At 73.1% G+C, this 26,179-nt stretch carries 28 protein-coding genes; 8 read left to right on the top strand and 20 right to left on the bottom strand.

The features are described from left to right. Window positions 1-27 precede the first annotated feature (27 nt). On the bottom strand, window positions 28-1,329 hold the full coding sequence (locus ACZ6H8_RS09790; protein WP_464146657.1) for a DUF6596 domain-containing protein: 1,302 nt from the start codon (window positions 1,327-1,329) through the stop codon (window positions 28-30). A 37-nt stretch (window positions 1,330-1,366) separates the two neighbouring features. Between ACZ6H8_RS09790 and ACZ6H8_RS09795 the strand changes: the two genes are divergently transcribed. Continuing rightward, entirely contained in the window at window positions 1,367-1,522 is a 156-nt protein-coding gene (locus tag ACZ6H8_RS09795; RefSeq protein WP_464146594.1) for a hypothetical protein, read from the top strand. 16 nt (window positions 1,523-1,538) lie between these two features. On the opposite strand, the gene ACZ6H8_RS09800 is transcribed toward ACZ6H8_RS09795, so the two are convergent. Further along, entirely contained in the window at window positions 1,539-1,922 is a 384-nt protein-coding gene (locus ACZ6H8_RS09800) for a YciI family protein (protein ID WP_464146595.1), read from the bottom strand. Window positions 1,923-2,026: 104 nt separating this feature from the next. Between ACZ6H8_RS09800 and ACZ6H8_RS09805 the strand changes: the two genes are divergently transcribed. Continuing rightward, window positions 2,027-2,563, top strand: a complete 537-nt coding sequence (locus ACZ6H8_RS09805) for an MOSC domain-containing protein (protein WP_464146596.1) — start codon at window positions 2,027-2,029, stop codon at window positions 2,561-2,563. 53 nt (window positions 2,564-2,616) lie between these two features. Here ACZ6H8_RS09805 and ACZ6H8_RS09810 read toward each other — a convergent pair whose 3' ends face one another. Then, a complete protein-coding gene (locus tag ACZ6H8_RS09810) occupies window positions 2,617-3,216 on the bottom strand; it encodes a M15 family metallopeptidase (RefSeq protein ID WP_464146597.1) in 600 nt (199 codons plus the stop codon). Between the two features lie 87 nt (window positions 3,217-3,303). Between ACZ6H8_RS09810 and ACZ6H8_RS09815 the strand changes: the two genes are divergently transcribed. Next, complete coding sequence (locus ACZ6H8_RS09815; protein WP_464146598.1) at window positions 3,304-3,999, top strand: response regulator transcription factor; 696 nt, start codon at window positions 3,304-3,306, stop codon at window positions 3,997-3,999. A 37-nt stretch (window positions 4,000-4,036) separates the two neighbouring features. Continuing rightward, complete coding sequence (locus ACZ6H8_RS09820; protein WP_464146599.1) at window positions 4,037-5,104, top strand: sensor histidine kinase; 1,068 nt, start codon at window positions 4,037-4,039, stop codon at window positions 5,102-5,104. 33 nt (window positions 5,105-5,137) lie between these two features. Here the strand turns inward: ACZ6H8_RS09820 and ACZ6H8_RS09825 are convergent, their stop codons facing one another. The 5 genes from ACZ6H8_RS09825 to ACZ6H8_RS09845 form a co-directional block, all read right to left on the bottom strand. Continuing rightward, window positions 5,138-5,596 (bottom strand): hypothetical protein, encoded by a 459-nt coding sequence (locus ACZ6H8_RS09825; RefSeq protein WP_464146600.1) that lies wholly within the window; start codon window positions 5,594-5,596, stop codon window positions 5,138-5,140. Continuing rightward, window positions 5,593-6,060, bottom strand: a complete 468-nt coding sequence (locus ACZ6H8_RS09830) for a hypothetical protein (protein ID WP_464146601.1) — start codon at window positions 6,058-6,060, stop codon at window positions 5,593-5,595. The genes ACZ6H8_RS09825 and ACZ6H8_RS09830 overlap by 4 nt, the downstream gene beginning before the upstream one ends. Continuing rightward, window positions 6,057-7,187 carry a hypothetical protein gene (locus ACZ6H8_RS09835; protein WP_464146602.1) on the bottom strand — a complete coding sequence of 377 codons (1,131 nt, stop codon included), beginning with the start codon at window positions 7,185-7,187 and terminating at the stop codon, window positions 6,057-6,059. Before ACZ6H8_RS09835 ends, ACZ6H8_RS09830 begins: the two co-directional genes overlap by 4 nt. Next, window positions 7,187-7,510 (bottom strand): hypothetical protein, encoded by a 324-nt coding sequence (locus ACZ6H8_RS09840; RefSeq protein ID WP_464146603.1) that lies wholly within the window; start codon window positions 7,508-7,510, stop codon window positions 7,187-7,189. The genes ACZ6H8_RS09835 and ACZ6H8_RS09840 overlap by 1 nt, the downstream gene beginning before the upstream one ends. Before the next feature lie 86 nt (window positions 7,511-7,596). Next, window positions 7,597-9,057 (bottom strand): NAD(P)H-quinone dehydrogenase, encoded by a 1,461-nt coding sequence (locus ACZ6H8_RS09845; RefSeq protein ID WP_464146604.1) that lies wholly within the window; start codon window positions 9,055-9,057, stop codon window positions 7,597-7,599. 24 nt (window positions 9,058-9,081) lie between these two features. Between ACZ6H8_RS09845 and ACZ6H8_RS09850 the strand changes: the two genes are divergently transcribed. Both ACZ6H8_RS09850 and ACZ6H8_RS09855 read left to right on the top strand, forming a co-directional pair. Further along, window positions 9,082-9,915: a purine-nucleoside phosphorylase gene (locus ACZ6H8_RS09850; protein WP_464146605.1), complete on the top strand. Its 834-nt coding sequence runs from the start codon at window positions 9,082-9,084 to the stop codon at window positions 9,913-9,915. Then, window positions 9,912-11,561, top strand: coding sequence for a phospho-sugar mutase (locus tag ACZ6H8_RS09855; RefSeq protein WP_464146606.1), 1,650 nt, complete (start codon window positions 9,912-9,914; stop codon window positions 11,559-11,561). Before ACZ6H8_RS09850 ends, ACZ6H8_RS09855 begins: the two co-directional genes overlap by 4 nt. A 25-nt stretch (window positions 11,562-11,586) precedes the next feature. Here the strand turns inward: ACZ6H8_RS09855 and ACZ6H8_RS09860 are convergent, their stop codons facing one another. From ACZ6H8_RS09860 to ACZ6H8_RS09870, 3 genes are read right to left on the bottom strand one after another with little or no spacing between them, the layout of a single operon-like run. Continuing rightward, on the bottom strand, window positions 11,587-11,862 hold the full coding sequence (locus tag ACZ6H8_RS09860; RefSeq protein ID WP_464146607.1) for a PTS sugar transporter subunit IIB: 276 nt from the start codon (window positions 11,860-11,862) through the stop codon (window positions 11,587-11,589). Then, complete coding sequence (locus ACZ6H8_RS09865; protein ID WP_464146608.1) at window positions 11,859-12,314, bottom strand: PTS sugar transporter subunit IIA; 456 nt, start codon at window positions 12,312-12,314, stop codon at window positions 11,859-11,861. The genes ACZ6H8_RS09860 and ACZ6H8_RS09865 overlap by 4 nt, the downstream gene beginning before the upstream one ends. Continuing rightward, window positions 12,311-13,414, bottom strand: a complete 1,104-nt coding sequence (locus ACZ6H8_RS09870; protein WP_464146609.1) for an adenosine deaminase — start codon at window positions 13,412-13,414, stop codon at window positions 12,311-12,313. Before ACZ6H8_RS09870 ends, ACZ6H8_RS09865 begins: the two co-directional genes overlap by 4 nt. 101 nt (window positions 13,415-13,515) lie before the next feature. Between ACZ6H8_RS09870 and ACZ6H8_RS09875 the strand changes: the two genes are divergently transcribed. Further along, on the top strand, window positions 13,516-14,448 hold the full coding sequence (locus tag ACZ6H8_RS09875; RefSeq protein ID WP_464146610.1) for a nucleoside hydrolase: 933 nt from the start codon (window positions 13,516-13,518) through the stop codon (window positions 14,446-14,448). Between the two features lie 24 nt (window positions 14,449-14,472). Here the strand turns inward: ACZ6H8_RS09875 and ACZ6H8_RS09880 are convergent, their stop codons facing one another. The 8 genes from ACZ6H8_RS09880 to ACZ6H8_RS09915 form a co-directional block, all read right to left on the bottom strand. After that, the gene (locus ACZ6H8_RS09880; protein ID WP_464146611.1) at window positions 14,473-15,942 is read right to left on the bottom strand and encodes an amidase; all 1,470 of its coding nucleotides are present in this window, start codon (window positions 15,940-15,942) and stop codon (window positions 14,473-14,475) included. A gap of 7 nt (window positions 15,943-15,949) precedes the next feature. Then, window positions 15,950-16,231, bottom strand: coding sequence for a hypothetical protein (locus tag ACZ6H8_RS09885; protein WP_464146612.1), 282 nt, complete (start codon window positions 16,229-16,231; stop codon window positions 15,950-15,952). Between the two features lie 87 nt (window positions 16,232-16,318). Next, on the bottom strand, window positions 16,319-17,608 hold the full coding sequence (locus ACZ6H8_RS09890) for a thymidine phosphorylase (RefSeq protein ID WP_464146613.1): 1,290 nt from the start codon (window positions 17,606-17,608) through the stop codon (window positions 16,319-16,321). 38 nt (window positions 17,609-17,646) lie between these two features. Next, window positions 17,647-18,066: a cytidine deaminase gene (locus ACZ6H8_RS09895; protein ID WP_464146614.1), complete on the bottom strand. Its 420-nt coding sequence runs from the start codon at window positions 18,064-18,066 to the stop codon at window positions 17,647-17,649. Further along, window positions 18,063-19,385: an ABC transporter permease gene (locus ACZ6H8_RS09900; RefSeq protein ID WP_464146615.1), complete on the bottom strand. Its 1,323-nt coding sequence runs from the start codon at window positions 19,383-19,385 to the stop codon at window positions 18,063-18,065. Before ACZ6H8_RS09900 ends, ACZ6H8_RS09895 begins: the two co-directional genes overlap by 4 nt. Then, window positions 19,382-20,752, bottom strand: coding sequence for an ABC transporter permease (locus tag ACZ6H8_RS09905; protein WP_464146616.1), 1,371 nt, complete (start codon window positions 20,750-20,752; stop codon window positions 19,382-19,384). The genes ACZ6H8_RS09900 and ACZ6H8_RS09905 overlap by 4 nt, the downstream gene beginning before the upstream one ends. Further along, window positions 20,749-22,251, bottom strand: coding sequence for an ABC transporter ATP-binding protein (locus tag ACZ6H8_RS09910; protein ID WP_464146617.1), 1,503 nt, complete (start codon window positions 22,249-22,251; stop codon window positions 20,749-20,751). Before ACZ6H8_RS09910 ends, ACZ6H8_RS09905 begins: the two co-directional genes overlap by 4 nt. A gap of 130 nt (window positions 22,252-22,381) precedes the next feature. Next, complete coding sequence (locus ACZ6H8_RS09915; RefSeq protein ID WP_464146618.1) at window positions 22,382-23,461, bottom strand: BMP family lipoprotein; 1,080 nt, start codon at window positions 23,459-23,461, stop codon at window positions 22,382-22,384. Between the two features lie 237 nt (window positions 23,462-23,698). Here ACZ6H8_RS09915 and ACZ6H8_RS09920 point away from each other — a divergent pair, with 237 nt between their 5' ends. Beyond that, on the top strand, window positions 23,699-24,724 hold the full coding sequence (locus ACZ6H8_RS09920) for a 6-phosphofructokinase (RefSeq protein ID WP_464146619.1): 1,026 nt from the start codon (window positions 23,699-23,701) through the stop codon (window positions 24,722-24,724). A gap of 78 nt (window positions 24,725-24,802) precedes the next feature. On the opposite strand, the gene ACZ6H8_RS09925 is transcribed toward ACZ6H8_RS09920, so the two are convergent. Then, the gene (locus ACZ6H8_RS09925; RefSeq protein ID WP_464146620.1) at window positions 24,803-26,176 is read right to left on the bottom strand and encodes a dihydrolipoamide acetyltransferase family protein; all 1,374 of its coding nucleotides are present in this window, start codon (window positions 26,174-26,176) and stop codon (window positions 24,803-24,805) included. Between the last annotated feature and the right edge of the window lie 3 nt (window positions 26,177-26,179).

Here is a 26,179-nt window from a genome sequence, read left to right on the forward strand (position 1 = left end):
CTATCGAGGCTCGGCGATGCGGGCTGCTCACGACGCCGCGCGTCGCTCGCAGAACGCCCGGATGGGCGCGGAGGCGATGGCGTCGTCGCCGAGCAGCGCGGCGAGGGCGGCGTATCGGGCTGCGGCGTCGGATGCGGACGTGCGCCAGGCGACGTCGGCGAGCACGAGCGCCACGTCGCGTCGGGTCGCGCGTGCGGCACCGTCGCCGTGGTCGAGCTCGGCGACGGCGTCGAGGATCTGGTCGATGCCGGGCGGCGCGGCGGCGAGCCTGCCGCCTGGCGCGTGGGCGACGCCTGCCTCGACGAGCAGCGCGTACGCCTCGGCGACGAGACGGGAGAGCGTCGCAGACGGTGCCGGCCATCGCGCCTCGACGGCGCCGTGCAGTCGGGCGACCTGCGACCACGGCACGTCCCATGCGGTCGGGGCTGCGGAGTGGAGCGCGGCGATGCGCGCCTCGAGCGCGAACCTGCCGGGTGCGTCGCCCGCGAGGCCGGCTGCGGCGAGCGCGTCGCCGACGCCCAGGCCGATGCGACGCGCATCCCACCGGCTGCGATCGACGTCCTCCGGGGCGAGCGCGACGCCGTCGACGACGCGGCCGGGGCGTCTGGCGAGCGCGAGGCGCGCGATGGCGAGCAGCGCGCGAGCCTCGGGGTCGCGAGGCCGCTCGCGCACGACTGCCTCCGCGAGGCGCTCGGCGTGGCCGACGAGGTCGCCGAGCGCGTCGTGCGGGTCGAGCACGAGCCGCTGCCCGATCGCGACGAGACCGTGGATGCACTCGAGCACGACGGGCATGCGGCGCTCGCGCTCCGCGTGCGCGGGCACGACGAACGTGCCGCGCTGCTGGGCGAGCGTCCGCTTCGCCCTCGTGAGACGTGCGGCGGCAGCGCCGCGCTCGAGCCCGAGGTGCGCAGCGATGGCGTCAACGTCGGCGCCGAGCACGAGCCGCATCGCGAGCACCATGCGCGACACGGGCGGCAGCAGGTCGTCGCACGCCACGACGAGGAGGGCGACGCGATCGTCGGCGACCGACGCAGCTCCCCCGTCCCCGTCGCGAGCGGCATGCCGACGCAGCGCCTGCTCGTGCAGCGCCGGCTGCGCCGCCCGCTCGGTGGCGCGACGGCGCGCCGCGTCGATCGCCGCACGCCTGCCGACGGCGACGCACCAGCCCACGAGGGATGCCGGCTGCTGGGCCAGCGCCGCCGCACGCGCGAAGGCCTCCGCGGCGAGCTCCTCGCCCTCGTCGATCGAGCCGGTCGCAGCGGCGAGGGCGCGCACGACCTGCGGCCACGCGTCGCGGAACTCGGCGGGCTCGATCGTCACGAACGGCATCCTCTCGGATGCGGCGGCCGCCGGGTAGGCTGGCGGCATGCACCTCGTCGCCGAAGCCTCGCACCTCGACGCCACCGTGTCGCCCGCCGACCCGTTCACGGCGATCGTGCTCGTCGCGTGCGCCATCGTGACCGTCGCGATGGTCGCGCTCGTCGGCTCGGCGCTGCTGACGCTCTTCGGCCGCGCCGACTGACGCCGCGCCGCGCGCGTCACCCCATGGGGAAGACGCGCCGCCACTCGATGGAGCCGCCGGTGGGCACGTGCGCTGCGATGCGCCTGGCGACGGCCTCGTCGTCGACGTCGATGACGTAGAACCCCGTCACGACCTCCGTGAGCTCGGGGTTCGCGCCGTCGGTGAACACGGCGTCCTCCTCGCGGCGCCCCTCGCCTCCCGGCGTGACCCGGCCGCCGTACCCGGCGTTCTGCAGCGCCTGTCCGCCGACGATGGTGCCGCCCAGCTCGCGGACCTTCTCCTCGAACGCGCCGAACTCGCCGAACTCCTCGCTGAGCCCATCGGCCCGCTCGCCCTCGGCAGGCAGGTGGGCGTCGCTGTCCCAGTCGGCCTCGTGGATGAAGTACGCGTACGTCGTCATGGTGTCCTCTCCTGGTGGCACCGTGCCACATCCAGGAGACGGATGACCAGCGCCGGATTCGACATGCGTGGTGCCCGAGGTGCCGTGCGCGGCACACTGGACGCATGACCTCGGCCAGCGTGGTGTCCGTCAGCAGCGACGACCGGCACCGCTTCTCCAAGCCTCGGCGTGCCGCGATCGTGCTCGTCGAGGGCCTCGGCGTCGAGGGCGATGCGCACGCGGGCACGACGGTGCAGCATCGCTCTCGCGTGCGCCGCGACCCCGCGCAGCCGAACCTGCGACAGGTGCACCTCCTCCACCGCGAGCTGCTCGACGAGGTCGACGCGGCCGTCGAGCCTGGCGATCTGGGCGAGAACGTCACGACCGAGGGCGTCGCGCTGCTCGAGCTGCCTCGCGGCACGCGCCTGCACCTGGGCGCCGACGCGATCGTGGAGCTCACGGGCCTGCGCAACCCGTGCACGCAGATCGACGCGTTCTCCGACGGGCTGCTCGCGCAGGTCGTCGGCAGGGATGCCGAGGGGCGCGTCGTGCGCAAGGCGGGCGTCATGGGCGTCGTCGTGGCCGGCGGCACGGTGCAACCGAGCGACGCGATCGTCGTCGAGCTGCCCGCGGGCGACCACGAGCCGCTGCAGCCGGTCTGAGCGGACGGGCCCGGGCGCGGATGGGCGTCCTCGGCTCCGTGCGTCTCCGCGGCTCAGTGCGTCTGCGTCGGGTCGTCGGCCATCGGCGGGCATCCGCTCGTGGGCGCCTGCTCGCGCAGCTCGAAGTGCCACGACTCGTTGGCGTACGTCTGGCACAGGCCGAACGCCCAGCCGTTCGCGCTCAGCCACGCGGCGGCATCCCAGCCGCCGACGTCGACGGCGTCGCCGGTGACGTGCGCGGAGTCCTCGGGCGTCGACACCCATCGCAGGGCCTCCTCGCGCGACCCGTAGGTCTCGATGGCGTCGTCGAGCATGGTCTGCTGCAGCGCCTCGGAGCGCCAGCCGGAGTTGATCATGAGCGTGATGCCCTCTGCCGCGGCCGCGTCGGCTGCGCGTCGCACGGCGTCGAGCAGCGCCGCATCGAGGCCCGCGATGGCGGGCACGTCGGCGTGCGGCGCGACGGGGCCGTCTGGCAGGGCGCCGTCGGCGACGCCGGGCGGCTGCGCGCCCGTGAGGATGCCGGGCACCTGCACCTTCGACGGCTCGGCTGCGAGCGCATGCACGGCGACCGGCACGACGACGGCCGCGAGCGCGACGACGATCGCGAGGCCGACGATGCGGCGGCGGGAGGTGCGGGCGGTGGTGGCGTGCATGCGTCCAGGCAAACGAGCACTGCGTTGCGAGGGCGTCTCGGATTCTCGATACGCCCGCGACATCCGCCGCTCCGTAGCATCGGTGGCGTGCGCGTCATGATCCTCGAGGACGAGCCGTACCTGGCGGAGGCGATCCGCGACGGGCTGCGGCTCGAGGCGATCGCGGCCGATCTCGCGGGCGACGGCGACGCCGCGCTCGAGCTGCTGCGGCTCACCGCCTACGACGTGGCGGTGCTCGATCGCGACGTGCCCGGCCCGTCGGGCGACGCGGTGGCGCGCAGCATCGTCGCCGGCGGCAGCGGCACCCCCATCCTCATGCTCACGGCCGCCGATCGCCTCGACGACAAGGCGTCGGGGTTCGAGCTCGGCGCCGACGACTACCTCACGAAGCCGTTCGCCATGCAGGAGCTCGTGCTGCGGCTGCGCGCGCTCGATCGCCGCCGCGCGCGGCCTCGCCCGCCCGTGCGCGAGATCGCCGGGCTGCGACTCGACCCGTTCCGGCGCGAGGTGCATCGCGACGGCCGGTACGTAGCGCTCACGCGCAAGCAGTTCGCGGTGCTCGAGGTGCTCATGGATGCCGGCGGAGGCGTCGTGAGCGCCGAGACGCTGCTGGAGCGGGCGTGGGACGAGCACGCCGACCCGTTCACGAACGCCGTGCGCATCACGGTCTCGACGTTGCGCAAGCGGCTCGGGGAGCCGTGGGTCGTGCGCACGGTGCCCGGCGTGGGCTATCGCGTGGCAGCGTCGGACGAGCCGGGAGCGTCGGATGCCGCTGGCGGTTGAGACGCCGGTCGATCCGCGGCGGCCCCGCAGGCGGGGCGTGCCCGTGCGGGCGCGGCTCGCGCTGTCGTACGCCGCGGCCGTCGTCGTGGCTGGCGCCTTGCTGCTCGCCGTCGTGTGGCTGTTCCTGCTGCGCTACGTGCCCGAGGGCCCCATCGACACGTCGGCGGGGTTCGTGCCGAGCCGCGGCGACCTGCAGCGCGCGTTCGTGCCCGCTGCGGCGCTCGCGATGGTGGCGATGCTCATGCTGGGACTCGTGGGCGGCTGGCTGCTCGCCGGCCGCATGCTCGCGCCGCTCACGCGCATCGGCGATGCCGCTCGGCTCGCGGCGCAGGGGTCGCTGTCGCACCGCATCGACCTCGCGGGTCGCGGCGACGAGCTGCGCGACCTCGCCGACGTGTTCGACGCGATGCTCGCGCGGCTCGAGGCGCACGTCGACGAGCAGCAGCGCTTCGCCGCCAACGCGTCGCACGAGCTGCGCACGCCGCTCGCGACGACGCGTGCGCTGCTCGACGTCGCCCGCGCGACGCCGCCTGCCGACGTGCCAGCGCTGCTCGCACGCCTGCACGACGTCAACGGCCGAGCGATCGACCTCACGGCGTCGCTGCTGCTGCTCGCTCGGGCCGACGGCCGCGCGTTCGCCCGCGAACGCGTCGACCTGTCGCTCGCGGCCGAGGAGGCCGTGGAGACGCTGCTGCCCGCCGCCGAGGCTCGCGGCATCGTCGTGGAGGCGAGCACGGATGCCGCCCCCGTCGTGGGGTCGCCGTCGTTGCTGCACCAGCTCGCGACGAACCTCGTCGACAACGCGATCGTGCACAACCTGCCCGCCGGTGGGCGCATCCACGTCGCCACGCAGGTGCGGGACGGGGTGGCGACGCTCGCCGTCGAGAGCACGGGCGCCGTCGTGCCGCCCGAGCTCGTGCCGACGCTCACGGAGCCGTTCCGTCGCGGCGCGGTGCGCGTGCACGACCGCGATCGGCCGGGCGTGGGGCTCGGCCTGGCGATCGTGCGCAGCATCGTCGCGGCGCACGACGGCGTGCTCGTGCTGCGGGCGCGGCCAGACGGTGGGCTGCGGGTCACGGTCGAGCTGCCGCTCGCCCCCGACTGAGCCGGGCGCCGCAGCATCGAGCCGCTGCGAGCCTCAGCCGGCGCGACGCACGCTCGCGGCGGCAGCGTCGAGCTCGAGCATCGCGAGCCCGACGGCGTCGCGCGGGGCGCGCTCGAGCCGCAGGAGCACGACGGCGCGCTCGAGGCGCACCGCGTAGGCGACCGAGGTCGTCTCGGCGGGCACGCCACCCTCGAAGCACGGCACGAACGAGCGGACCTCCACGGCGTGCCTGCTCGCGATCTCGCGCACGAGCACGTCGGACTCGCCATCGAGCTGCGCAGGCACGAGCGGGTCGATGGGCGCGGCGCCGTCGACGGCGCGCACGACCGACACCCGCACGCGCAGGGGTGCCCCGCCACCGGCGGCGCGTCGTACGACGGTGCCCACCGTGCGCTCCTCGTCGCCGACGGACGACGTCGAGGGCGCCTCTGGCGTCGAGGCCGACGCATCCTCCGCCGTCCACGTGCGCGGCCAGTCGATCGCGACCCTCATCGCACGATCCTCGCAGCGTCGGCGATCGCGCACGTCGCCGCGACGCAGACGCGCAGCGTCGCCGCGTCGAGGCCGGCGAGCGCGACGGTGCCGTGCACGAGCAGCGCGCGCGTCGAGGAGCGGTCGTCTGGCGTGACGAGCGACCAGATCGACGCGTGCTGCTCGTCGGTCTCGCTCCAGCGCAGGATGCGCGTGCTCGGGTCGGCGCGGTGGGCGGCCCGGTGCGCGACGAGCTCGCCGCACCATGCCACGACGGCGGCGGCCGTCGGGGCGTGCACGACGGAGGCGGCGACGGCGACGACGCCTGCGATCGGGCTCGAGGCGTCGGGCTGCAGCGTCTGGAACGGCACGACGCGGATGCCGTGGGCGTCGGCGCCCACGGTCGCGGCCTCGCCTGCGCCGTCGGTGGCCTCAGCCGCCATCGCGGTCCACCCTGCCGGATGCGGCACGCGCACCCCGGTCACGGCACCTCGTAGAGCGACGCCTCGGGATCGACGATCTCGAAGTCCGGCGGCGTGTAGGGGGCGTCCTCGAGGGACTCCTTCCACGGATCCGTGCCTGCGTCGACGAGCTCGTCGAGGCCGAGCAGCTGGTCGAGGCCCGCGACCTCGACCTTGCCGTCCGGCAGCTTCGTCGCCGTGCCAAGAAACGGGATGATCGCCACGAGCGCGGCTGCCGCATCCAGCAGGTCGTCGGTCGTCTGGCCATCGGCCGTGTCGACGACGTTGAGCGACGAGAACCCGAGCTGCACGAGGACGGTGAGCAGCTCGGCCCCGCCGAGCACACCCCCCGCGGGAACGGCGAGCGGTGCGAGGAACGGCACGAGCGACACCACGTCGGCCGCGACACCCGCGTTGGACAGGAACGTCTGCAGGTCCTCGAGCGTCTGGTAGACGCTGGCGGAGCCGTCGTCGAGCACGCCCGCGACGGCATCCTCGACCGCGGTGCGGCACGCCTGGTAGTGCACCTCCCACTCGTCGTAGTGGACGTCGTACGCCACGAGCTGCAGGTGCGTCTGCGCCGCGACCCACAGCTGGTACGACGCGAGCAGCGTCGTCGCGGCCGTGACCTCCTGCTGCGCGGCGCTCGCCGACACGAGGCGGTACGGCACCTCGGGCCCGAGGCTCTCGCGGGTGAACGGCGTCGACACCGTGCTCGGCAGCCAGACCCCCACCTCCGTCTCGGGCGAGTATGCGTCGATGACGCCCTGCGACTCCCCCGCCTTCGCCAGCTGCAACTCGACGTCGGCCTGCAGCGCGTCGAGCTCGCCGACCGTCACGTACACCTCGGAGATCCGCTGCGCCGCGAGCTCCATCTCCACGGCGTACGCGCCGAGCGCCGTGCCGGTCTCCTGGTAGACGACGCTGCCTGCGCGGAGGTCGGCCGCGACGGCCGCAGCCTTGGCGCGGATGCCGTCGATCGAGAACCCCACGCCCGCCGCCCGCTCCTCCGCGATGGCATCGACGTAGCCGGCGAGCGTCGTCATCGTGTCGCCCATCCACAGCATGCGCGAGCCCTCGCTCGCGACGGTCGCCGGATTCGGCATGAGCTCGAGCAGCGGTCGTCCCGCCGGAGTGGTGTGGTCGAGCATCAGACGGTCCCGGGCAGCGGCGGCAGGGTCGTCTCGGGCGTGACGCCCGCGCCGGCATCCCAGTCCTGCCACGCCTGGCCGACGGCGTCCATCGCGAAGGCCGCGTCGGTGGCGCGCTGCACGAGCACGCCGCGCCGGTACGCCCAGGCGTCGCCCGCGTCGGAGACGGTCTGGGCGAGCTCGGAACGACCGGGGAAGGGCTCGTCGACCGCGTCGACGATCTGGGCGAGCCGCTCGTCGGCATCCTCGAGCTCGACGGCCACCTGCTTCATCGCGATCGCCATCTGGTTCAGGGTGGCGAAGTCGATCTGCACGTCTGCCATGCCACGACGCTAGCCGCGCATCCTGGATGCGCGGATGCCGAGCGCTGCCCGCCCGCTCCGACGCGCACGCGGCTGGGCTGGGCGCGTCAGTCGGTGACGCGGTGCATCGCGCGCGCGGCGTCGGCGATGGAGCCCGTGAGCGACGGGTACACGGGGAAGACGCGCGCGACCATGTCGACCGTGAGGCGATGCTCCACGGCCATCGCGATCGGGTAGATGAGCTCCGACGCCTTCGGCGCGACGACGACGCCGCCGATGACGGTGCCGGAGCCGGTGCGCGCGAACAGCTTCACGAAGCCGTCCTGCACGCCCATCATCTTCGCGCGCGGGTTCGTCGACAGGTGCACCGTGTGGATCTCGCCCTGCGCGACGCCCTCCTCGATCTCCTTCGACGTCCACCCGACGGTCGCGATCTCGGGCTGCGTGAAGATGTTCGACGAGACGGTGCGCATCGAGATGGGGTTCACGGCGTCTCCGAGCGCGTGGAACATCGCCGTGCGGCCCTGCATCGAGGCGACCGACGCGAGCGGCAGCGCGTTCGAGCAGTCGCCGACGGCGTACACGCTCGGCAGGTTCGTGCGGGCGACGCGGTTCACGAGGATGTGGCCGGAGTCGGTGAGCTGCACGCCGGCCTCCTCGAGGCCGATGCCCTTCGTGTTCGGCGTCGACCCGACGGCCATGAGGCAGTGGGTGCCCTCGACGGTGCGGCCGTCGGAGAGCGTCACGACGACGCCGTCGTCGGTGCGCGTCACCGACTCGGCGCGCGACTTGGCCAGCAGCGTCATGCCCTGGCGGATGAAGACCTCCTCGATGACGGCCGCGGCCTCCGCATCCTCGCCCGGCAGCACCTGGTCGCGGCTCGAGACGATCGTGACCTTCGCGCCGATGTTCGAGTACGCGCTCGCGAACTCCGCGCCCGTGACGCCCGATCCGACGACGACGAGGTGCTCGGGCACCTCGTCGAGGCCGTACAGCTGCGTCCACGTGAGGATGCGCTCGCCGTCGGGCATCGCCGCCGGCAGCATGCGCGGGCTCGCGCCCACGGAGATGACGACGGTGTCGGCCTCGAGCTCGTCGAAGTCGGCACCCTTGCGGCCCGTCGACACCGCGACCTGCGTCGGCGAGATGAGCCGACCCTCGCCCTGCACGATGTGCACGCCTGCGCGCTCGAGGTCGGCGGTCATGTCGAGCGACTGCTGCGCGGCGAGCGCGAGCAGCCGCCTGTTGACGGCGCGCAGGTTGACGGCGACCTCGGGCTTCGACGGCCTGCCCGACTCGCCGCGGGCGTAGAACTGCACGCCGAGGCCCGACGCGTCGCGGATCGCCGCCGCCGACTCGGCGGTCGCGATGAGCGACTTCGACGGCACGACGTCGGTGAGCACGGCGGAGCCGCCGACGCCCACGCGTTCGACGAGCGTCACGTCGGCGCCCTGCTGCGCGCCCGCGAGCGCCGCCTCGTATCCGCCGGGGCCGCCCCCGACGATGACCACTCGCTGCTGCCGCTCGAAGACGCTCACGACACCGATTCTCGCAGCATGCGAGCCCATCCGCCGACTGCCTAGAGTGGCTGCATGACCGATCACCCCCTCGACGACGCGGGCGCAGACCCCATCCTGGTCGCGCGACAGGCCGCCGACGACATCCGACGCATCACCGGCGTCGAGCGTCACGACATCGCCCTCACCCTGGGCTCCGGATGGGCGAAGGCGGCCGACCTCGTCGGCGAGACGACGCACACGATCGACGCGACCGAGGTCACGGGCTTCTCGAAGCCGGCCCTCGAGGGCCACTCGGGCACCATCCGCTCGGTGCTGCTCGCCGACGGCCGCCGCGCGCTCGTCATCGGCGCGCGCACCCACTACTACGAGGGCCACGGCGTGCGCCGCGTCGTGCATTCGGTGCGCACCGCCGCGCAGTCGGGCGCGTCGATCATGGTGCTCACGAACGGCGCCGGCGGCATCCGCGAGTCGTGGACGCCCGGCCAGCCCGTGCTCATCTCGGACCACATCAACCTCACGGCCGACTCGCCGCTCGAGGGTGCGACGTTCGTCGACCTCACCGACCTGTACTCGCGGCGGCTGCGCGACCTGGCGCGCACGGTCGACGCGTCGCTCGACGAGGGCGTGTACTGCCAGTTCCGCGGACCGCACTACGAGACGCCCGCCGAGGTGCAGATGGCGAAGGCGATCGGCGGCCACATCGTGGGCATGTCGACCGCGCTCGAGGCCATCGCGGCCCGTGAGGCGGGCATGGAGGTGCTGGGCTTCTCGCTGATCACGAACCTCGCCGCCGGCATCCAGCAGACGCCGCTGTCGCACGCGGAGGTCATCGAGGCCGGCCGGGAGGCGGAGCCCGTGATCTCGCGGCTGCTGGCCGACGTCGTCGCGGCCACGGGCCGACCGTGACGTTCGAGGCGGCGCGCGCCTGGCTCGCGCAGGACCCCGATCCGGTGACGCGCGACGAGCTCGCGCAGCGCATCGCGGATGCCGAGGCGGGCGACGAGGAGGCGGCGGCGGCGATCGCCGACGCGTTCGCAGGACGCCTGCAGTTCGGCACCGCCGGGCTGCGGGGCGAGCTCGGAGCGGGCCCGAACCGCATGAATCGCGTGCTCGTCGCGCAGGCGACGGCGGGCTTCGCCCGCTTCCTCACGCAGCGCGAGGCGACGCCTTCGATCGTCATCGGCTACGACGGGCGGCGCAACTCCGACGTCTTCGCACGCGATGCCGCTGCGATCATGGCGGGCGCCGGGGTGCGTGCGACGGTGCTGCCCGAGGCGCTGCCGACGCCCGTGCTCGCGTATGCCGTGCGGAACCTGGGGGCCAGCGCGGGCGTCATGGTGACGGCGAGCCACAACCCGCCGCGCGACAACGGCTACAAGGTCTACCTCGGCGGCGCCGACGAGGGCAGCCAGATCGTGCCGCCCGTCGACGCGGAGATCGCAGCGCTCATCGAGGACGTCGCCGCGTCGACGACGTTCGACGACCTGCCGCGCGGCGACGTCGAGATCGCCGGCGACGACGTGTGGCGCGCGTACGTGCGCGACACCGCTGCCATCGCCGGCCATCCGGTGACGGAGCCGCAGACGGTCGTGTACTCGGCGATGCACGGCGTCGGCAGCGCCACGGTGCGCGCGGTCGTCGCGGCCGCGGGCTACCCGGCGTTCGTCGAGGTCGCGGAGCAGGCCGAGCCCGACGGCGGCTTCCCGACGGTGGCGTTCCCGAACCCGGAGGAGCCGGGTGCGATGGATCTGGCGTACGCGACGGCCGACGCCGCCGGCGCCGACCTCGTGCTCGTGAACGACCCCGACGCCGATCGCCTGTCGGTCGCGATCCCGGACCCCGACCGCGTCGGCGGGTGGCGGCAGCTCACGGGCAACGAGGTGGGGCTGCTGCTGGGATGGGATGCGGCGCGCTCGGCGCACGGCCACGGCACCCTCGCCGCCTCCATCGTCTCCTCCCCCGGCCTGCAGGTCATCGCAGAGGCGCACGGTCTCGCGTTCTCGACGACCGCGACGGGCTTCAAGTGGATCTCGCGCGTGCCAGACCTCGTCTACGGCTACGAGGAGGCCCTCGGCTACCTCGTGAACCCCGGCACCGTGCGCGACAAGGACGGCATCTCCTCGCTCGTGCGCGTGCTGACGCTCGCGAACGACCTGCACGCGCGCGGCTCGTCGCTCGGCGACGAGCTCATCGCCCTCGCCGCCGAGTTCGGCGGGTTCGCGAGCGGCCAGGTGAGCCTGCGCGTCGCCGACCGCAGCCGCATCCCCGCGATCGTGCAGCGCCTGAAGGACACGCCGCCCGCCTCGCTGGCAGGCAGCGCCGTCGTCGCCGCCGACGACCTCGCGACGCCCGAGCACGGGCAGATCGGCGACATCCTGCGCCTGACGCTCGCCGACGGCGCACGCGTCATGATCCGCCCGAGCGGCACGGAGCCGAAGGTGAAGGTCTACATCGACGCCGTGTCGACGCACGGCTCGCCGCACGAGCGCATTCACGCCGCGCAGGAGCGCGTCACGGCGCTCGAGGAGGCGATGCGGCCGCTGCTGGGCTGAGCGGCGACGGCGCCGCGCGCGAGCGCTACAGCTCGCGCTCGAGCACGGCCGCGACGGCGTCGACGTCCATGATGCGGTCGACGACGACGACGTGCGCGAGGCCTGCGGCGGCGCGCACGCGATCGGCCCACTCGGGGGTCGTGAGCACGAGCTGCGCGTCGGCGGCGTCCACGCCGAGGTCGTCGGCGCTCGACGCCGTCACATCGGCCTCGACCTCGAGCCGCTGCAGCGCACGCCGCACCGTCGTGGCGAGGATGGCGCTCGTGCCGACGCCCGCACCGCACACGGCGACGATCCTCATGCCTGCGCTCCCGGACCCTCGATCGCGGCGATCGCCTCCGCATGCGTCGTGCTCGCAGCGACCGCGTCGACGACGCCGGGCCGGTCGAGCTGCACCGCGAGCGCGGCGAGCGTGCGCACGTGCTCGGACTGCGTCGTCGATGCGAGGGCGATGACGACGCGCACCGGGTCGTTGTGCGCATGCCCGAACGCGACGGGCTCTCGCAACGTCACGATCGCGGCCGCCGGCCGGCGCACGAGGGCGCTCGGTCGAGCATGCGGCAGCGCGATGCCGGGTGCGACGACGCACCACGGGCCGCCGTCGTCGATGAGCTGCACCATCTCGTCGACGTAGGCGGGACCCACGGCGCGCGCATGGACGAGGTCGCGTCCCGCGCTGCGCACGGCGTCCTCCCACGACGCGGCGGCGACGCCGGGCGAGAAGGTGGCCTCGGCGAGCAGCGTCGCGCTCATCGCAGCTGATCGAAGACGTCGGAGATGTGCTCGACGAGGTCGTCGCGCTCCTCGACCGGCAGGAAGGCGGAGCGGGCGGCGTTCACCTGCAGCTGCTCGATGTCGTCGAGGTCGTATGCGAACGCGTCGGCGAGCAGCGCCAGCTCGTTCGTGAGCGTCGTGTCGGACTGCAGCCGATTGTCGGTGTTGACCGTCACGCGGAAGCCCAGCTGGTACAGCAGGTCGAACGGGTGGTCGTCGATCTCGTCGCCGAACGCCGCGATCGCACCGGTCTGCAGGTTCGACGACGGGCTGAGCTCCAACGGGATCTGTCGCGAGCGCACCCACTCTGCCGTGTGCCCGAGCTCGACGAGCAGGTCGTCGCCGCGGTCGTCGACGACGATGTCCTCCGCGATGCGCACGCCGTGACCGAGCCGCAGCGTGCGGCCCGCGAACAGCGCGTCGCGGATGGAGTCGACGCCCGCCGCCTCGCCCGCATGCACCGTCACGGGCATGTGGGCGCGCGCGAGCAGGTCGAACGCCTCCGAGTGGCGCGACGGCGGGAAGCCGTCCTCGGGGCCCGCGATGTCGAAGCCGACGACGCCGCGGTCGCGGTGGCGGATCGCGAGCTCGGCGATCTCGGTCCACCGGTCGAGGTGACGCATGGCAGAGACGAGCTGGCCGACGCCGATGCGGCGACCGTGCGAGCGCACGAGCGCGACGCCCTCGTCGAGACCCGCCTGCACGGCCTCGACGGCCGCGTCGAGCGACAGCCCACGCTGCAGGTGCTGCTCGGGCGCCCAGCGGATCTCGCCGTGCACGACGCCGTCGTCGGCGAGGTCGAGCACGAACTCGCGGGCGATGCGCACGAGCGCACCCTCGGTCTGCATGACGGCCGTCGTGACGTCGAACGTCTTCAGGTAGTCGACGAGCGAGCCGGAGTCGGCGGAGTCGGCGAACCAGTCGCCGAGCGCCTCCGCGCCCTGCGCGGGCAGCGCGAGACCGATCTCGTCGGCGAGCTCGACGATCGTCTGCGGACGCAGGCCGCCGTCGAGATGGTCGTGCAGGCTCACCTTCGGCAGCGCGCCGAGGTCCACGCCGTCGAGCAGGATGCGGTCCACGTCGTCCTCCAGTCCGTCCCCCTGATCCTACGGACTCGAGCCGCCGCGTGCCGTCGCGTCTGCATGTCCGTGCCTTGCGCCCGCCCGCCTACGCTGAGGGGATGCCCCGCCGCATCATCCTCGACTGCGATCCCGGCCACGACGATGCGATCGCGATGCTGCTCGCCGCCGGCTCCCCCGCGATCGACCTCGTGGCGGTCACGACCGTCGCAGGCAACCAGACGCTCGAGAAGGTCACGCGCAACGCGCTCGCCGTCGGCACGATCGCCGGGCTCGTCGACGTGCCGTTCGCGGCCGGTGCGCATCGACCGCTCGTGCGCGAGCAGGTCGTGGCGCCGGAGTACCACGGCGAGTCGGGCCTCGACGGCCCCGAGCTGCCCGAGCCGACGATCGCGCTCGACGCGCGCCACGCCGTCGACCTCATCGTCGAGACGATCATGGCCGCCGAGCCCGGCTCGATCACGCTCGTGCCCACGGGTGCGCTCACGAACGTCGCGCTCGCCGCGCGACGCGAGCCGCGCATCGTCGAGCGTGTCCGCGAGGTCGTGTGGATGGGCGGCGCGGCGGCCGGCGGCAACCACTCCCCCGTCGCCGAGTACAACGCGGCCATCGATCCCGAGGCCGCCGCGATCGTGCTCGATGCGGGATGGCCCGTCGTCATGGTCGGGCTCGACCTCACGCATCAGGCGCTCGCCGATCGCGCGGTGCTCGACGCGATCGCCGCAGTGCCGGGACGGCCGGCCTCGTTCACGCTCGAGCTGCTGGAGTTCTTCCGCGGCACGTACCGCGATCAGGGCTTCGACTGGCCACCCGTGCACGACGCGTGCGCCGTCGCATACGTCGCCGACCCCGACTGCATGACCGTGCGGCGCGCGCCCATCGCGATCGAGCTGCACGGCACGCTCACGACCGGCCAGACCGTCGTCGACCTGCGGCATCCCGCGCCCGAGTCGTGCCCGACGTCGGTCGCGCTCGGCCTCGACGCACCGCGCATGTGGGGCCACGTCGTCGACGCGCTCGCCCGCCTCGCCTGAGCCGCGCCCGACCGCGCGGGTCCGCTAGAGCGTCGGCCGCAGTCCTGCGACGCCCGCGACCTCCTCGAGCGCCTGCGCCGCGAGCAGCAGCGCGACGTCGCGGCCGGGCGCCGCGACGAGCTGCACGCCCACGGGCAGCCCCTCGGGCGTGACGCCGAACGGCACCGACACGGCGGGGCAGCCCGTCGCCGAGATCACGGTCGACGCGCGCATCCACTCGAGGTAGTCGCGCATGGGCGTGCCGTCGATCGCGGTCGGGAACTCGAGGGACGCGTCGAACGGCACGACCTGGCTCGTCGTGAGCACGAGGAGGTCGTGGCCTGCGAAGCATGCCTCGACCTCGGCGGCGAGGCGCACGCGGGCCTCGCGGGCGTCTGCGATCTCGTCGGCCGTGAGCCGCATGCCAAGCTCGACGTTCCAGCGCACGGCCTCCTTGACCTGCGACGGATCCTGCCGCACGAGCGCGCGGCAGTCGGCGACGAAGTCCATGGCGCGCTGCACGCGGAACACCTCGTCGGCGTCGCGCAGGTCTGGGATGCCGTCGTCGACGTGCGCACCGGCCGCGGCGAGCGCGTCGCCCACGCCGTCGACGACGGCACGCACGGCGGGCTCGACCGGCAGCAGCCCGGCGAGGTCGGTCGAGCACGCGATGCGCAGGCCCGCGAGCCCCGAGCCCGGCGCATGCCGGGCCGGGTCGACGAGGTCGCGATGGTCGAAGACGGTGCCGGGCTCGCCGATCGAGGCCGGCGCACCCGCCGCTGGCCCCGACGCGACCGCCATGAGCAGCGCGACGTCGCTCACGGTGCGCGCCATGAAGCCCGACTGCGCGAGCCACTGCCAGGGATCCGACGGCAGCGCGTGCGGGATGCGGCCGTTCGTGGGTCGCAGGCCCACGAGGTTCGTGAACGACGCGGGCGTGCGCAGCGAGCCGCCCATGTCGGAGCCGTCGCCCGAGGCCTGCACGCCCGCCGCGATCGCCGCGGCTGCCCCGCCCGACGAGCCGCCTGCGGAGCGGGTCCGGTCGTACGGGTTCACGGTGGTGCCGAACAGCGGATTGAAGGTGTGGGAGCCGGCGGTGAGCTCGGGCACGTTCGTCTTGCCCGACATCACGACGCCCGCGGCGTGCAGGCGCTCGATGACGAGCGCGTCGCGATCGGGCACGCGGTCGGCGAGCAGCGGCGAGCCCTTCGTCGTGCGCCATCCGGCCGTGTCGGTCGACTCCTTGTGCGTCATCGGCACGCCGTGCAGGCGTCCGAGCGGCCCACCCGACGCGGCGAGCGCATCCGCCCGCTCGGCGGCGGCGAGCGCGCGCTCGTCGTCGCGCGTCACGACGGCGTTGATCGCCGCGTCGACCGCGTCGATGCGCGCGAGCTGGTCGAGGAGCGCCTCGCGCGCCGACACCTCGCCGGCGCGGATGCGGGCGGCGAGCTCGCGCGTCGACAGCCAGGTGAGCTCGGACTCGTGCGCGGACGCCGCGCCTGCGTCGACCGTCACGCGGGCGTCAGGAGCCCGAGGTGGCGACGCCGATGCCGATCGCGCCGAGCACGAGCGCGCCGAACGCGATCCACAGGATCAGTCCGAGCACGAGGGTCGCGACGTTCACGCCGATGCCCCAGTTGGCGATCGTGCGGGCGTGCGGCTCGCGTCCCTTCGCCATGACGCCGACGATGATGCCCGCGATCGGCGCGAGGAACGTCCACCCCATGAAGATCGAGACGATGCCGATGACGAGGCTCGTGACGCTCCACGCGCTCGACGTGCCCTGGACCTGGTTCTGGCTCATGCCTCCATCTTGGCCCGAGGTCGGTGCATGCCGCGTCCGACCGCGGCAGGATCTCGTCGACGCGACGTCGCACCAGGGGACGATCGCTCAGACGATGCGGTCCCGCACGATCGGCAGCCGCTCGACGGGGGTGCCGACGGGACCGATCTCCCACGCGCCCTCGAGCGAGGCGAGCGCACGCTCGAAGCGCGTGTCGTCGTCGGCCGACAGCGTCCACAGCGGCTCGCCGGCGCGCACGACGTCGCCGGGCTTCACGTGCAGGTCGATGCCCGCGGCGTGCACGACGTCGTCGGTCGCTCGAGCCCGACCCGCGCCGAGCCGCCACGCCGCGACGCCGAACGGCAGCGCCTCCTGGCGCACGAGCACGCCGTCGGCCTCTGCGACGACCGTGTGCGTCTCGCGCGGCGTCGGCATCGCGGCGTCGGGGTCGCCGCCCTGCGCGACGACGAAGCGCCGCCAGCGGTCCATGGCTCGACCGTCGGCGAGCGCGGCCTCGACGTCGGCGTCGGGCTGGCCGACGGCGGCGAGCATCTCGCGTGCGAGGGCGACCGTGAGCTCGACGACGTCGGCGGGCCCGCCGCCTGCGAGCACCTCGACCGACTCGCGCACCTCGTTGGCGTTGCCGATCGCGAGACCCAGCGGCACGTCCATGCTCGTGAGCAGCGCGCGCGTGTCGACACCCGCGTCGTTGCCGAGCGCCACCATGGTCGCTGCGAGCTCGCGCGCGCGCTCCTCCTCGACCATGAACGCGCCGGAGCCGAACTTCACGTCGAGCACGAGCGCACCCGTGCCCTCTGCGATCTTCTTCGACATGATCGACGATGCGATGAGCGGGATCGCCTCGACCGTGCCGGTGATGTCGCGCAGCGCGTACAGGCGCTTGTCGGCGGGGGCGAGGCCGGAGCCCGCTGCGCAGATGACGCCGCCGACGTCGGCGAGCTGGGCGAGCATCTCGTCGTTCGTGAGCGAGGCGCGCCATCCGGGGATCGACTCGAGCTTGTCGAGCGTGCCGCCCGTGTGGCCGAGGCCGCGTCCAGACAGCTGCGGCACCGCCACGCCGAACGCGGCGACGAGCGGCATGAGCGGCAGCGTGATCTTGTCGCCGACGCCGCCGGTGGAGTGCTTGTCGACCGTCGGCATGCCCAGCGACGAGAAGTCCATGCGCTCGCCGGAGGCGATCATCGCCTGCGTGAGGTCGTGGATCTCGCGCCGCTCCATGCCGTTCAGCAGGATCGCCATGGCGAGGGCGGCCATCTGCGCATCCTCGACGTAGCCGCGCGTGTACGCGTCGATGAGCCAGTCGATCTCGGAGGTGTCGAGCACCCCGTGGTCGCGCTTCGTGCGGATGAGGTCGACGACGTCGTGCGCCTCTGCCATGGTATCCCTCTCGTCTTCGAGCCTCGAGGCGGATGGCCTCAGGCGTCTGCTGCGCGGTACGCGTCGAGCGTCGTGGGCCCGAAGGCGTCCGGCAGCACCTCGTCGATCGTACGGATGCCGGAGAGCGTCTGCAGCAGCATGCCGGGCGCGGCGTGCTCGAACAGCAGCTGCCTGCACCTGCCGCACGGCATGAGCGTCGCCCCGTGGCCGTCGACGCACGTGAACGCGACGAGCCTGCCGCCTCCGCCCATGACGAGCGCCGAGACCATCGAGCACTCGGCGCACAGCGTGACGCCGTAGGCGGCGTTCTCGACGTTCGCGCCCGTCACGATGCGGCCGTCGTCGGCGAGCGCCGCGCAGCCGACGGCGAAGCCCGAGTAGGGCGCGTACGCCTTCGCGTTGGCTGCGACCGCTGCCGCGTGCAGCGCATCCCAGTCGACGCTCGCGGGGTCGGTCATGACTTGAGGTACGGCTTGCCGCTGGCCGCTGGTGCCCGCGACTGCCCGATGAAGCCGGCGACGGCGAGGATCGTGATGACGTACGGCAGCATGAGCATGAACTCGTTCGGCACGCCGGAGCCGATCGACTGCAGCACGTTCTGCAGCGCCTGCGCGAAGCCGAACAGCAGGGCTGCGAGCGTCGCCTTGATCGGGTGCCACTGGCCGAAGATCACGGCGGCGAGGGCGATGAAGCCGAGGCCGCTCGTCATGTCGCGCTGGAACGAGCCGTTCGAGTCGAGCGTGAAGTACGCGCCGCCGATGCCGACGATCGCGCCCGCGAGCGTCACGTTCCAGAACCGCCAGCGGTTCACGCGGATGCCGACGGTGTCGGCGGCGAGCGGGTGCTCGCCGAGCGCACGCAGTCGCAGTCCCCACGTGGTGCGGAAGAGCGCGAACGTCACCACGATCACGGCGAGGTACATCGCGTAGACGATGACGGTCTGGTTGAACAGCGCGGGGCCCACGATGGGGATGTCGGCGAGACCCGGGATGCGGATGCGCGGGAACCGGTCGGGGCTGTTGAGCTCGGGGCTCGCGGTGAGCACCGACGAGTAGAAGAAGTTCGTGAGCCCCAGCACGAGCACGTTGAGCACGACGCCGACGATGACCTGGTCGACGTAGTACTTGATCGAGAACGCGGCGAGCACCATCGACACGAGCACGGCGGCGAGCATCGCGGCGATGACGCCGCCGAGGCCCGCCAGCAGCACGCCTGCCGTGCCGAGGGACCCGATGGGACCGGATGCGATGGCCGACGACGCGACGGCGGCCGCGAAGGCGCCCGAGAGCAGCTGGCCCTCGATCGCGATGTTCACGACGCCGACGCGCTCGGAGATCACGCCGCCGAGGGCGCCGAAGATGAGCGGCGCAGACAGGCCGATCGTCAGCACGAGCAGGCCGGGCAGCGGGATGGTCTTCGTCGCGCCAGCCCAGACGAGGAAGCCGAGCACGGCGACGAGGCCGAACACGACCGGCAGCCACAGGCCGACGCGGCGGCGGACGACGTGCGCCGCGATCGCCACGCCCGCCATCGCCGCGAGCAGCAGCGCTGCGACGATGCCCGTGGCCCGCGCGGGCAGCACGGCGTCGGGGATCTGCAGGAAGTCGGATCCGGTCGACAGGCGCAGCGTCGTCTCGCCGTCGCGGCCGAACCCGACGAGGATCAGCGCGACGACGACCGTGAGCACGACGTACGTGATCGGCACGCGCTTGCTGCGCGGACGCGCGACGTCGACGCCGGGGGCCTCTGCGAGGCCGCTGGTCTGCACGGCGCTCATCGTGCGCCTCCCCTCGGCTTGGGCAGGCGGAAGATCGTGCGCACGAGCGGCGGCGCCGCGATGCACAGCACGATGACCGACTGCACGACGAGCACGATGTCGATCGGCACGCCCTCGGCCGCCTGCATGCGGAATCCGCCCGCCTTGAACGCACCGAACAGCAGGCCGGCGGCGAGCACGCCCCACGGGTTCGAGCGGCCGAGCAGCGCGACGGTGATGGCGTCGAAGCCGATGCCGGCGTCGATGCCGGAGGTGAAGCCCGTCGTCACGGTCGCCTGCACCTGCTGCGCACCTGCGAGGCCCATGAAGGCACCCGCGACGAGCATGGCCTGCACGTAGACGCCCTTGACGTCCATGCCTGCGTTCAGCGCGGCCTGCGGGTTGAGCCCGACGGCGCGGAAGCGGAATCCGAGGCTCGAGCGGTCGATGAGCCACCATGCGACGACGACGGCGAGCACCGACAGCACGATGCCCCACGTGACGTTGAACTGCGGGCCGAAGAGCCCTGGCAGCTGCGCCGACTCGAGCGTGCCTGGCGTGATGGGGTTGTTGCTGCCGGGCGCCTGCAGCAGGTCTGGGGTGCGGATGAGGTACGACAGCAGCCAGAGCGCGACGAAGTTGAGCATGATCGTCGTGATGACCTCGTGCGCGCCGGTGCGCGCCTTGAGGAGACCTGCGATGCCCGCCCACAGCGCGCCCGCGACCATGCCTGCGGCGAGCGCTGCGATGGCGTGCAGCACGGGCGGCATCGGGAACGAGAAGCCCACCCAGCCGGCCGCTGCAGCGGCGGCGAGCATCTGGCCTCGGCCGCCGATGTTGAACATGCCGACGCGGAAGGCGACGGCGACGCCGAGGCCGGCCGCGATGAGCGGCGCCGCGAAGTGCAGCGTCTCGGTGAGCGGTCGGATGAAGGCGACGAAGCCGCCCTCCGGCCGCGAGAAGTTGAAGATCGAGCCCTGGAAGAGCGCCCAGTAGGCGCCGCCGACCGCCGAGGCGATCGCGGCGAACGTGTCGCCGGGCCTCGCGAAGAGGTAGCCGCTCGCGGCCTGCACGCCCTCGTCGGTCGCGGCGATGAGCACGCCGCCGACGACGAACGCGACGACCACCGCCAGCAGCGACACCATGGGCGTGCCGCCGAGGATCTCGCGCAGCACGCTGCCGAAGCGGTCCTCGTCCTCGTTCTGCTCGTGCGACTCGACCTTCGGAGCGTCTGCGACGGGCACCTCGACGACCGTCGGGGCGTGCACGACGTCGCGGTCGCCGTCTGCAGAGGGCGCGCCGCTCGATCGCTGCGTCGCCTCCTGGTCGGGGGCCATGGGGGCGTCGCGGTCGGACGCCTCGTCGCCGGGCGTGCGGTCGTCGGTCATGCTGCGAGTCCTTCCGGCAGCTCTCCGGCCATCATGATGCCGAGGTCGTCGCGCGAGGTGTCGGCGGGCACGACGCCCACGATGCCGCCGCCGTACATCACGGCGATGCGGTCGGCGAGCCCGACGACCTCGTCGAGCTCGGTCGAGACGACGACGACGGGGATGCCCGCGTCGCGCGTCGCGATGACCTGCGCGTGCACGAACTCGATCGAGCCGACGTCGAGGCCGCGCGTGGGCTGCGACGCGACGAACAGCTGCAGGGGCCGCGAGAGCTCGCGCGCGAGCACGACCTTCTGCTGGTTGCCGCCCGAGAGCGTGCCGACGGGCGTCTGGATCGACTGCGCACGGATGTCGAAGGCGCCGAGCCGCTCCTGGGCGAAGTCGTCGCGGGCACCGCGCACGATCGAGCCGCGCTTGACGAACGGCTCGCCGAGGTAGCGGTCGAGCATGAGGTTCTCGGCGATCGAGTACTCGCCGACGAGGCCGTCGACCTTGCGGTCCTCCGGCACGAAGCCGACGCCCGAGTCGAGCACGTCGCGCACGCTGCGGCCCAGGAGCTCGACGCCGTTGAGGCGGATGCTGCCCGTGGCGCGGCGCTGGAGGCCGAGGATCGCCTCGGTGAGCTCGGTCTGCCCGTTGCCCTGCACGCCCGCGATGCACACGACCTCGCCGCCGTGCACCGTGAGCGAGAGGTCGTCGACGACGGCGTGGCCCGTGTCGTCGATCACCGTGAGGTGCTCGATGACGAGCTCGTTGTCGGTGCGCACGGGTGCGTCCTTCTGCACGGTGAGCTCGACGGGGCGGCCGACCATGAGCGATGCGAGCTCGACGCTCGTCGCGGTGGGCTGTGCCTCCCCGACGACCTTGCCGAGGCGGATGACCGTGATGCGGTCGGCGATCGCGCGCACCTCGCGCAGCTTGTGGGTGATGAAGACGATCGCGGTGCCCTCGTCGCGCAGCTGCTGCATGATCGCCATGAGCTCGTCGGTCTCCTGCGGCGTGAGCACGGCGGTGGGCTCGTCGAACACGAGCACCTTGGCGTCGAGCGAGAGGGCCTTGATGATCTCGACGCGCTGCTGCACGCCGACGGGGAGATCTTCGATGCGCGCGTCGGGGTCGATGTGGAACCCGAAGCGCTCCGAGATCTCGACGACGCGGCGCTTGGCGCCCGCGAGGCCGCCGAGCTCCTTCTCGTGGCCGAGCAGCACGTTCTCGGCGACGGTGAAGACGGGGATGAGCATGAAGTGCTGGTGCACCATGCCGATGCCGGCGCGCATCGCGTCACCGGGCCCTGCGAAGCGCTGCACGGCGCCGTCGAGCAGGATGTCGCCCTCGTCGGCCCGGTACAGGCCGTAGAGCACGTTCATGAGGGTCGACTTGCCCGCGCCGTTCTCGCCCAGCAGGCAGTGGATCTCGCCTGCCTCGACCACGAGGTCGATGTGGTCGTTGGCCGTGAGCGAGCCGAAGCGCTTCGTGATGCCGCGCAGCTCGAGGGTCATCGGGCGCTCCTTGACTGGGTGGGCCGGGGTGCTGATGGACGACGGCGCCCGGGTCGGGCGCTCGCGTCACATGACTGTAGTCGCACGCGTGGGGGCCGGCACGAAGCCGACCCCCACGCGATGCGATGCCTTACGGCGACGAGGGCGAGTCGACGACGATGTCGCCGGCGATGATCGCCGTGCGGATCGTGTCGAGCTCGGCTTCCAGGCCCTCGGGGACCTGGTCCTCCCACTCGTTGAAGCCCGCGATGCCGACGCCGTCGTTCTCGAGCGTGCCGACGTACGGCTCGTTCGAGAACTCGTCGGCCGCGTCTGCGAGGACGACGGTCTCGACGCCCTCAGCCATGCCCTTGAGCACGGAGGTGACGAAGAGGTCGGCGTAGTCCGGGGCGGTCTGCGCGAGGTCGGCGTCGACGCCGATCATGCCGTAGCGCACGTCGGGGTTCTCGGCCTGCGCGGTGCGGATGGCCTCGGCCGCCGACTGGAAGATCGGGCCTCCGACCGGCATGACGATGTCGGCGCCCTGCTGGAGGAACGTCGTGGCGGTGGCGGCGGCAGCGGGGCCCGCGTCGAACGAGCCGACGAAGACGTACTCGTCTGCACCGAGGATCTGCACCTCGGCGCCGTTCTGCTCGTTGTAGTACTCGGCGCCCTGGATGAAGCCGTCCATGAAGATCGTGACCGGGGGGATGTTCACGCCACCCCACGTCGCGATGATGCCGGTCTGGCTCGTCGCAGCTGCTGCGTAGCCGGCGAGGAACGCGGCCTGGGCCGTGTCGAACATGATCGGCTGCACGTTGTCTGCCGTGACCGAGTTGTCGTCGATGATCGCGAAGTTCACGTCGGGGTTCGCCTCGGCAGCGGCCGCGGTGGCCTCCGCGAGCAGGAACCCGACCGTGATCATCATGTCGCAGCCACCGTCGATGAGGTTGGTGATGTTCGACTGGTAGTCGGTCTCGGTCTGCGACTCGGCCTGCGTGATCTCGACGCCGAGCTCGTCTGCCGCGGACTCGAGGCCCTCGAGGCCGAGCTGGTTGAACGACTGGTCGTTGAAGCCGCCAGCGTCCGACACGATGCAGGGCGAGATGTCGGCGGTGGCCTCGCCGGACTCGGCCGGGCCCTCCTCCGGTGCCGACGCGCAACCTGCGAGCAGTGCCGCGACGCCGAGCGTCGCGAGACCGCCGAGCGCGGTCTTCCGAATGTTCCTCAAGGGGGTCCTCCAGTGCATGGGGTGGCCGTATGCAGCGGCCGGGTACGGGGCAGCCTAGCCAGCCGCGAGGGCGCGGATCGGCGAATGCGACAAGTCGAAACGCGATCGTTGCAATGCCCTCGCTGGCACGGGGGACGGTTGTTCGCTATACATGTATATGCAAGTAGCGCGACGCGGCGCGATCGGGATTCCGACGATGGTGCGGCGCGCGACCGGGATCGAGCAGGCAGGACCCTCGTGCGCATCGGCATCCTCACCTCCGGCGGCGACTGCCCCGGCCTCAACGCCGTCATCCGCGGCGCCGTGCTGCGCGGCTCCGTCGTCGACGGCCACGAGTTCGTGGGCTTCCGCGACGGCTGGCGCGGCCTGATCGAGGGCGACGCGGTGCCCCTCACCCGGCAGCAGGTGCGCGGCATCGCGCGCGAGGGCGGCACGATCCTCGGCTCGAGTCGCGTGAGTCCCTATCGCGAGGGCGCGGGGCCGGGTGCCGTGCGCGCCGTGCTCGCCGCCCAGGGGGTCGACGCCGTCGTCGCCGTCGGCGGCGAGGGCACCCTCGCCGCCGCGCGCAGGCTCGTCGACGAGGGCATCCCCATCGTGGGCGTGCCGAAGACGATCGACAACGACCTCGACGGCACCGACGTGACCTTCGGGTTCGACACGGCCGTGCAGATCGCGACCGACGCGATGGACCGGCTGCGCACGACGGGCGACTCGCATGGCAGGTGCATGGTCGCCGAGGTCATGGGCAGGCACGTCGGGTGGATCGCGCTGCACTCGGGCATCGCTGCCGGGGCTCACGCGATCCTCGTGCCCGAGCGGCGCACGAGCATGGCTCAGGTGGCCGAGTGGGTCGTGAGCGCCCGCGCACGCGGCCGCGCGCCGCTCGTGGTCGTCGCAGAGGGCTTCGTGCCCGACCACGCCGACGATGCGCACGCCGAGCGCGGCCTCGACGCGTTCGGCAGGCCGAGGCTCGGCGGCATCGGCGAGGTGCTGGCGAGCGAGATCGAGGCGGCGACGGGCATCGAGACGCGGGCGGCGACGCTCGGCCACGTGCAGCGCGGCGGCGTGCCCACCGCGTACGACCGCGTGCTCGCGACGCGCCTCGGGCAGGCGGCGAGCGACATGGCCGGCCGCGGCGAGTGGGGACGCATGGCGTCGCTGCGCGGCACCGAGATCACGTCGGTGCCGTTCGCCGCCGCCCTCGACCGGCTCAAGACCGTGCCTGACCACCGCTACGACGAGGCGGCGGCGCTCTTCGGCTGAGCAGCGGCGACGCGCTGCTCGCACCCGCAGCGCGCGACGGCCCCGCACCTGCCGGTGCGGGGCCGTCGTGCGCGATGCCTACAGCAGGATCTGCAGCGGCGACGCCACGAGCTGCGCGAGGCGGTCGAGCCACCTCGCCGCCACGACGCCGTCGACGGGCCGGTGATCGACCGACAGCGTCACCGTCACGACCGAGCCCGCCTCGAGCTCGCCATCGTCGCCGACGACCGCTCGCCTCGTCGCCGCACCGATCGCGAGGATCGCCGCCTGCGGCGGGTTGATGATCGCCGAGAACTCGTCGACGCCGAACATGCCGAGGTTCGTGATCGACAGCGTGCCGCCCTCGAGCTCCGACTGCTGCAGGCGGCCCTCGTTGGCGCGGCCGACGGCATCCTTGATCTTCGTCGACAGCGCCGCGAGCGAGAGCCCCTCGATGCCGCGGATCGTGGGCGTCACGAGGCCGCGGTCGCTGGCGACCGCGACTGAGATGTCGGCGGAGGCGTACGAGACGACGGCGTCGTCGGTCCAGATGACGTTCATCTCCGGCACGTCGACGAGCGCGCGCGCCGCCGCCTTCACGAACAGGTCGTTCACCGACACCCGCACGGGCGAGCCCTCGTTGACCTGCGCGCGCAGCGCGAGCAGCGCGTCGACCCGCAGGTCGCGACGCAGGTAGAAGTGCGGCGCCTCGCGCTTCGACTGCTGCAGCCGCGACGCGATGAGCCTGCGCAGCTTGGTGTGCGGGGTCGCCGTGCCGCCCGAGGGGGCGGCGACGGGTGCGGGCGCTGCCGCAGGCGCCGGAGGGGATGCGGGCGCGGCGGCTGGTGCCGCAGCGGGCGCCTGGGCGCCCTCGACGTCGGCGCGCACGATGCGACCGCCTGGGCCGGAGCCCCGAAGGGTCGCGATGTCGATGCCGCGCTCCTTCGCGAGCCGCCTGGCGATGGGGCTCGCGAACCGACGCTCGCCGTTCGCCTCGGCGGCGACGGGCGCCGACTCGGCGGCGTCGTCGCCAGCGGGCTCGGCCGCAGGGGCGTCGTCCGCGGGCGCGGGCTCCGTCTGCGTCGCAGGCTCGGGCACGTCGACCGTGGTGTCCTCGGTCTCGACGGCCTCCTTCGCCTCCTCCTGCGTCACCTCGGCGTCCTCCGCAGGCGCCGAAGCGGCCGACGAGCCGCCGAGCTGGGCCACGAGGGCCTCGCCCTCGCTGGCGTCCTCGCCGACCGCGAGCAGCACGGCGATCGGGTCGCCGACGGGCACGGTCGCGCCGGAGTCGACGAGCAGCACGTGCACGACGGCGTCCTCGTCGACCTCGATGTCGACGACGGCCTTCTCGGTCTCGACCGATGCGACGGCGTCGCCGGCGCTGATGGTGGCGCCCGCCTCGACGAGCCAGCCCTCGAGGGCGGCCTCGTCCGAGTCGGCGGAGACGCCGGGCATCCTCAGGAAGCGTGCCATGGT

It is taken from the genome of Agrococcus sp. AC640b (assembly GCF_979255995.1).

What these genes read in the sequence shown, in the direction of transcription:
- ACZ6H8_RS09790 (WP_464146657.1), bottom strand. Translation starts at nt 1,329, where the DNA reads ATGCCGTTCGTGACGATCGAGCCCGCCGAGTTCCGCGACGCGTGGCCG.
- ACZ6H8_RS09795 (WP_464146594.1), top strand. Translation starts at nt 1,367, where the DNA reads ATGCACCTCGTCGCCGAAGCCTCGCACCTCGACGCCACCGTGTCGCCC.
- ACZ6H8_RS09800 (WP_464146595.1), bottom strand. Translation starts at nt 1,922, where the DNA reads ATGACGACGTACGCGTACTTCATCCACGAGGCCGACTGGGACAGCGAC.
- ACZ6H8_RS09805 (WP_464146596.1), top strand. Translation starts at nt 2,027, where the DNA reads ATGACCTCGGCCAGCGTGGTGTCCGTCAGCAGCGACGACCGGCACCGC.
- ACZ6H8_RS09810 (WP_464146597.1), bottom strand. Translation starts at nt 3,216, where the DNA reads ATGCACGCCACCACCGCCCGCACCTCCCGCCGCCGCATCGTCGGCCTC.
- ACZ6H8_RS09825 (WP_464146600.1), bottom strand. Translation starts at nt 5,596, where the DNA reads ATGAGGGTCGCGATCGACTGGCCGCGCACGTGGACGGCGGAGGATGCG.
- ACZ6H8_RS09835 (WP_464146602.1), bottom strand. Translation starts at nt 7,187, where the DNA reads ATGCTCGACCACACCACTCCGGCGGGACGACCGCTGCTCGAGCTCATG.
- ACZ6H8_RS09840 (WP_464146603.1), bottom strand. Translation starts at nt 7,510, where the DNA reads ATGGCAGACGTGCAGATCGACTTCGCCACCCTGAACCAGATGGCGATC.
- ACZ6H8_RS09845 (WP_464146604.1), bottom strand. Translation starts at nt 9,057, where the DNA reads ATGGGCTCGCATGCTGCGAGAATCGGTGTCGTGAGCGTCTTCGAGCGG.
- ACZ6H8_RS09850 (WP_464146605.1), top strand. Translation starts at nt 9,082, where the DNA reads ATGACCGATCACCCCCTCGACGACGCGGGCGCAGACCCCATCCTGGTC.
- ACZ6H8_RS09860 (WP_464146607.1), bottom strand. Translation starts at nt 11,862, where the DNA reads ATGAGGATCGTCGCCGTGTGCGGTGCGGGCGTCGGCACGAGCGCCATC.
- ACZ6H8_RS09865 (WP_464146608.1), bottom strand. Translation starts at nt 12,314, where the DNA reads ATGAGCGCGACGCTGCTCGCCGAGGCCACCTTCTCGCCCGGCGTCGCC.
- ACZ6H8_RS09875 (WP_464146610.1), top strand. Translation starts at nt 13,516, where the DNA reads ATGCCCCGCCGCATCATCCTCGACTGCGATCCCGGCCACGACGATGCG.
- ACZ6H8_RS09885 (WP_464146612.1), bottom strand. Translation starts at nt 16,231, where the DNA reads ATGAGCCAGAACCAGGTCCAGGGCACGTCGAGCGCGTGGAGCGTCACG.
- ACZ6H8_RS09890 (WP_464146613.1), bottom strand. Translation starts at nt 17,608, where the DNA reads ATGGCAGAGGCGCACGACGTCGTCGACCTCATCCGCACGAAGCGCGAC.
- ACZ6H8_RS09895 (WP_464146614.1), bottom strand. Translation starts at nt 18,066, where the DNA reads ATGACCGACCCCGCGAGCGTCGACTGGGATGCGCTGCACGCGGCAGCG.
- ACZ6H8_RS09900 (WP_464146615.1), bottom strand. Translation starts at nt 19,385, where the DNA reads ATGAGCGCCGTGCAGACCAGCGGCCTCGCAGAGGCCCCCGGCGTCGAC.
- ACZ6H8_RS09905 (WP_464146616.1), bottom strand. Translation starts at nt 20,752, where the DNA reads ATGACCGACGACCGCACGCCCGGCGACGAGGCGTCCGACCGCGACGCC.
- ACZ6H8_RS09910 (WP_464146617.1), bottom strand. Translation starts at nt 22,251, where the DNA reads ATGACCCTCGAGCTGCGCGGCATCACGAAGCGCTTCGGCTCGCTCACG.
- ACZ6H8_RS09925 (WP_464146620.1), bottom strand. Translation starts at nt 26,176, where the DNA reads ATGGCACGCTTCCTGAGGATGCCCGGCGTCTCCGCCGACTCGGACGAG.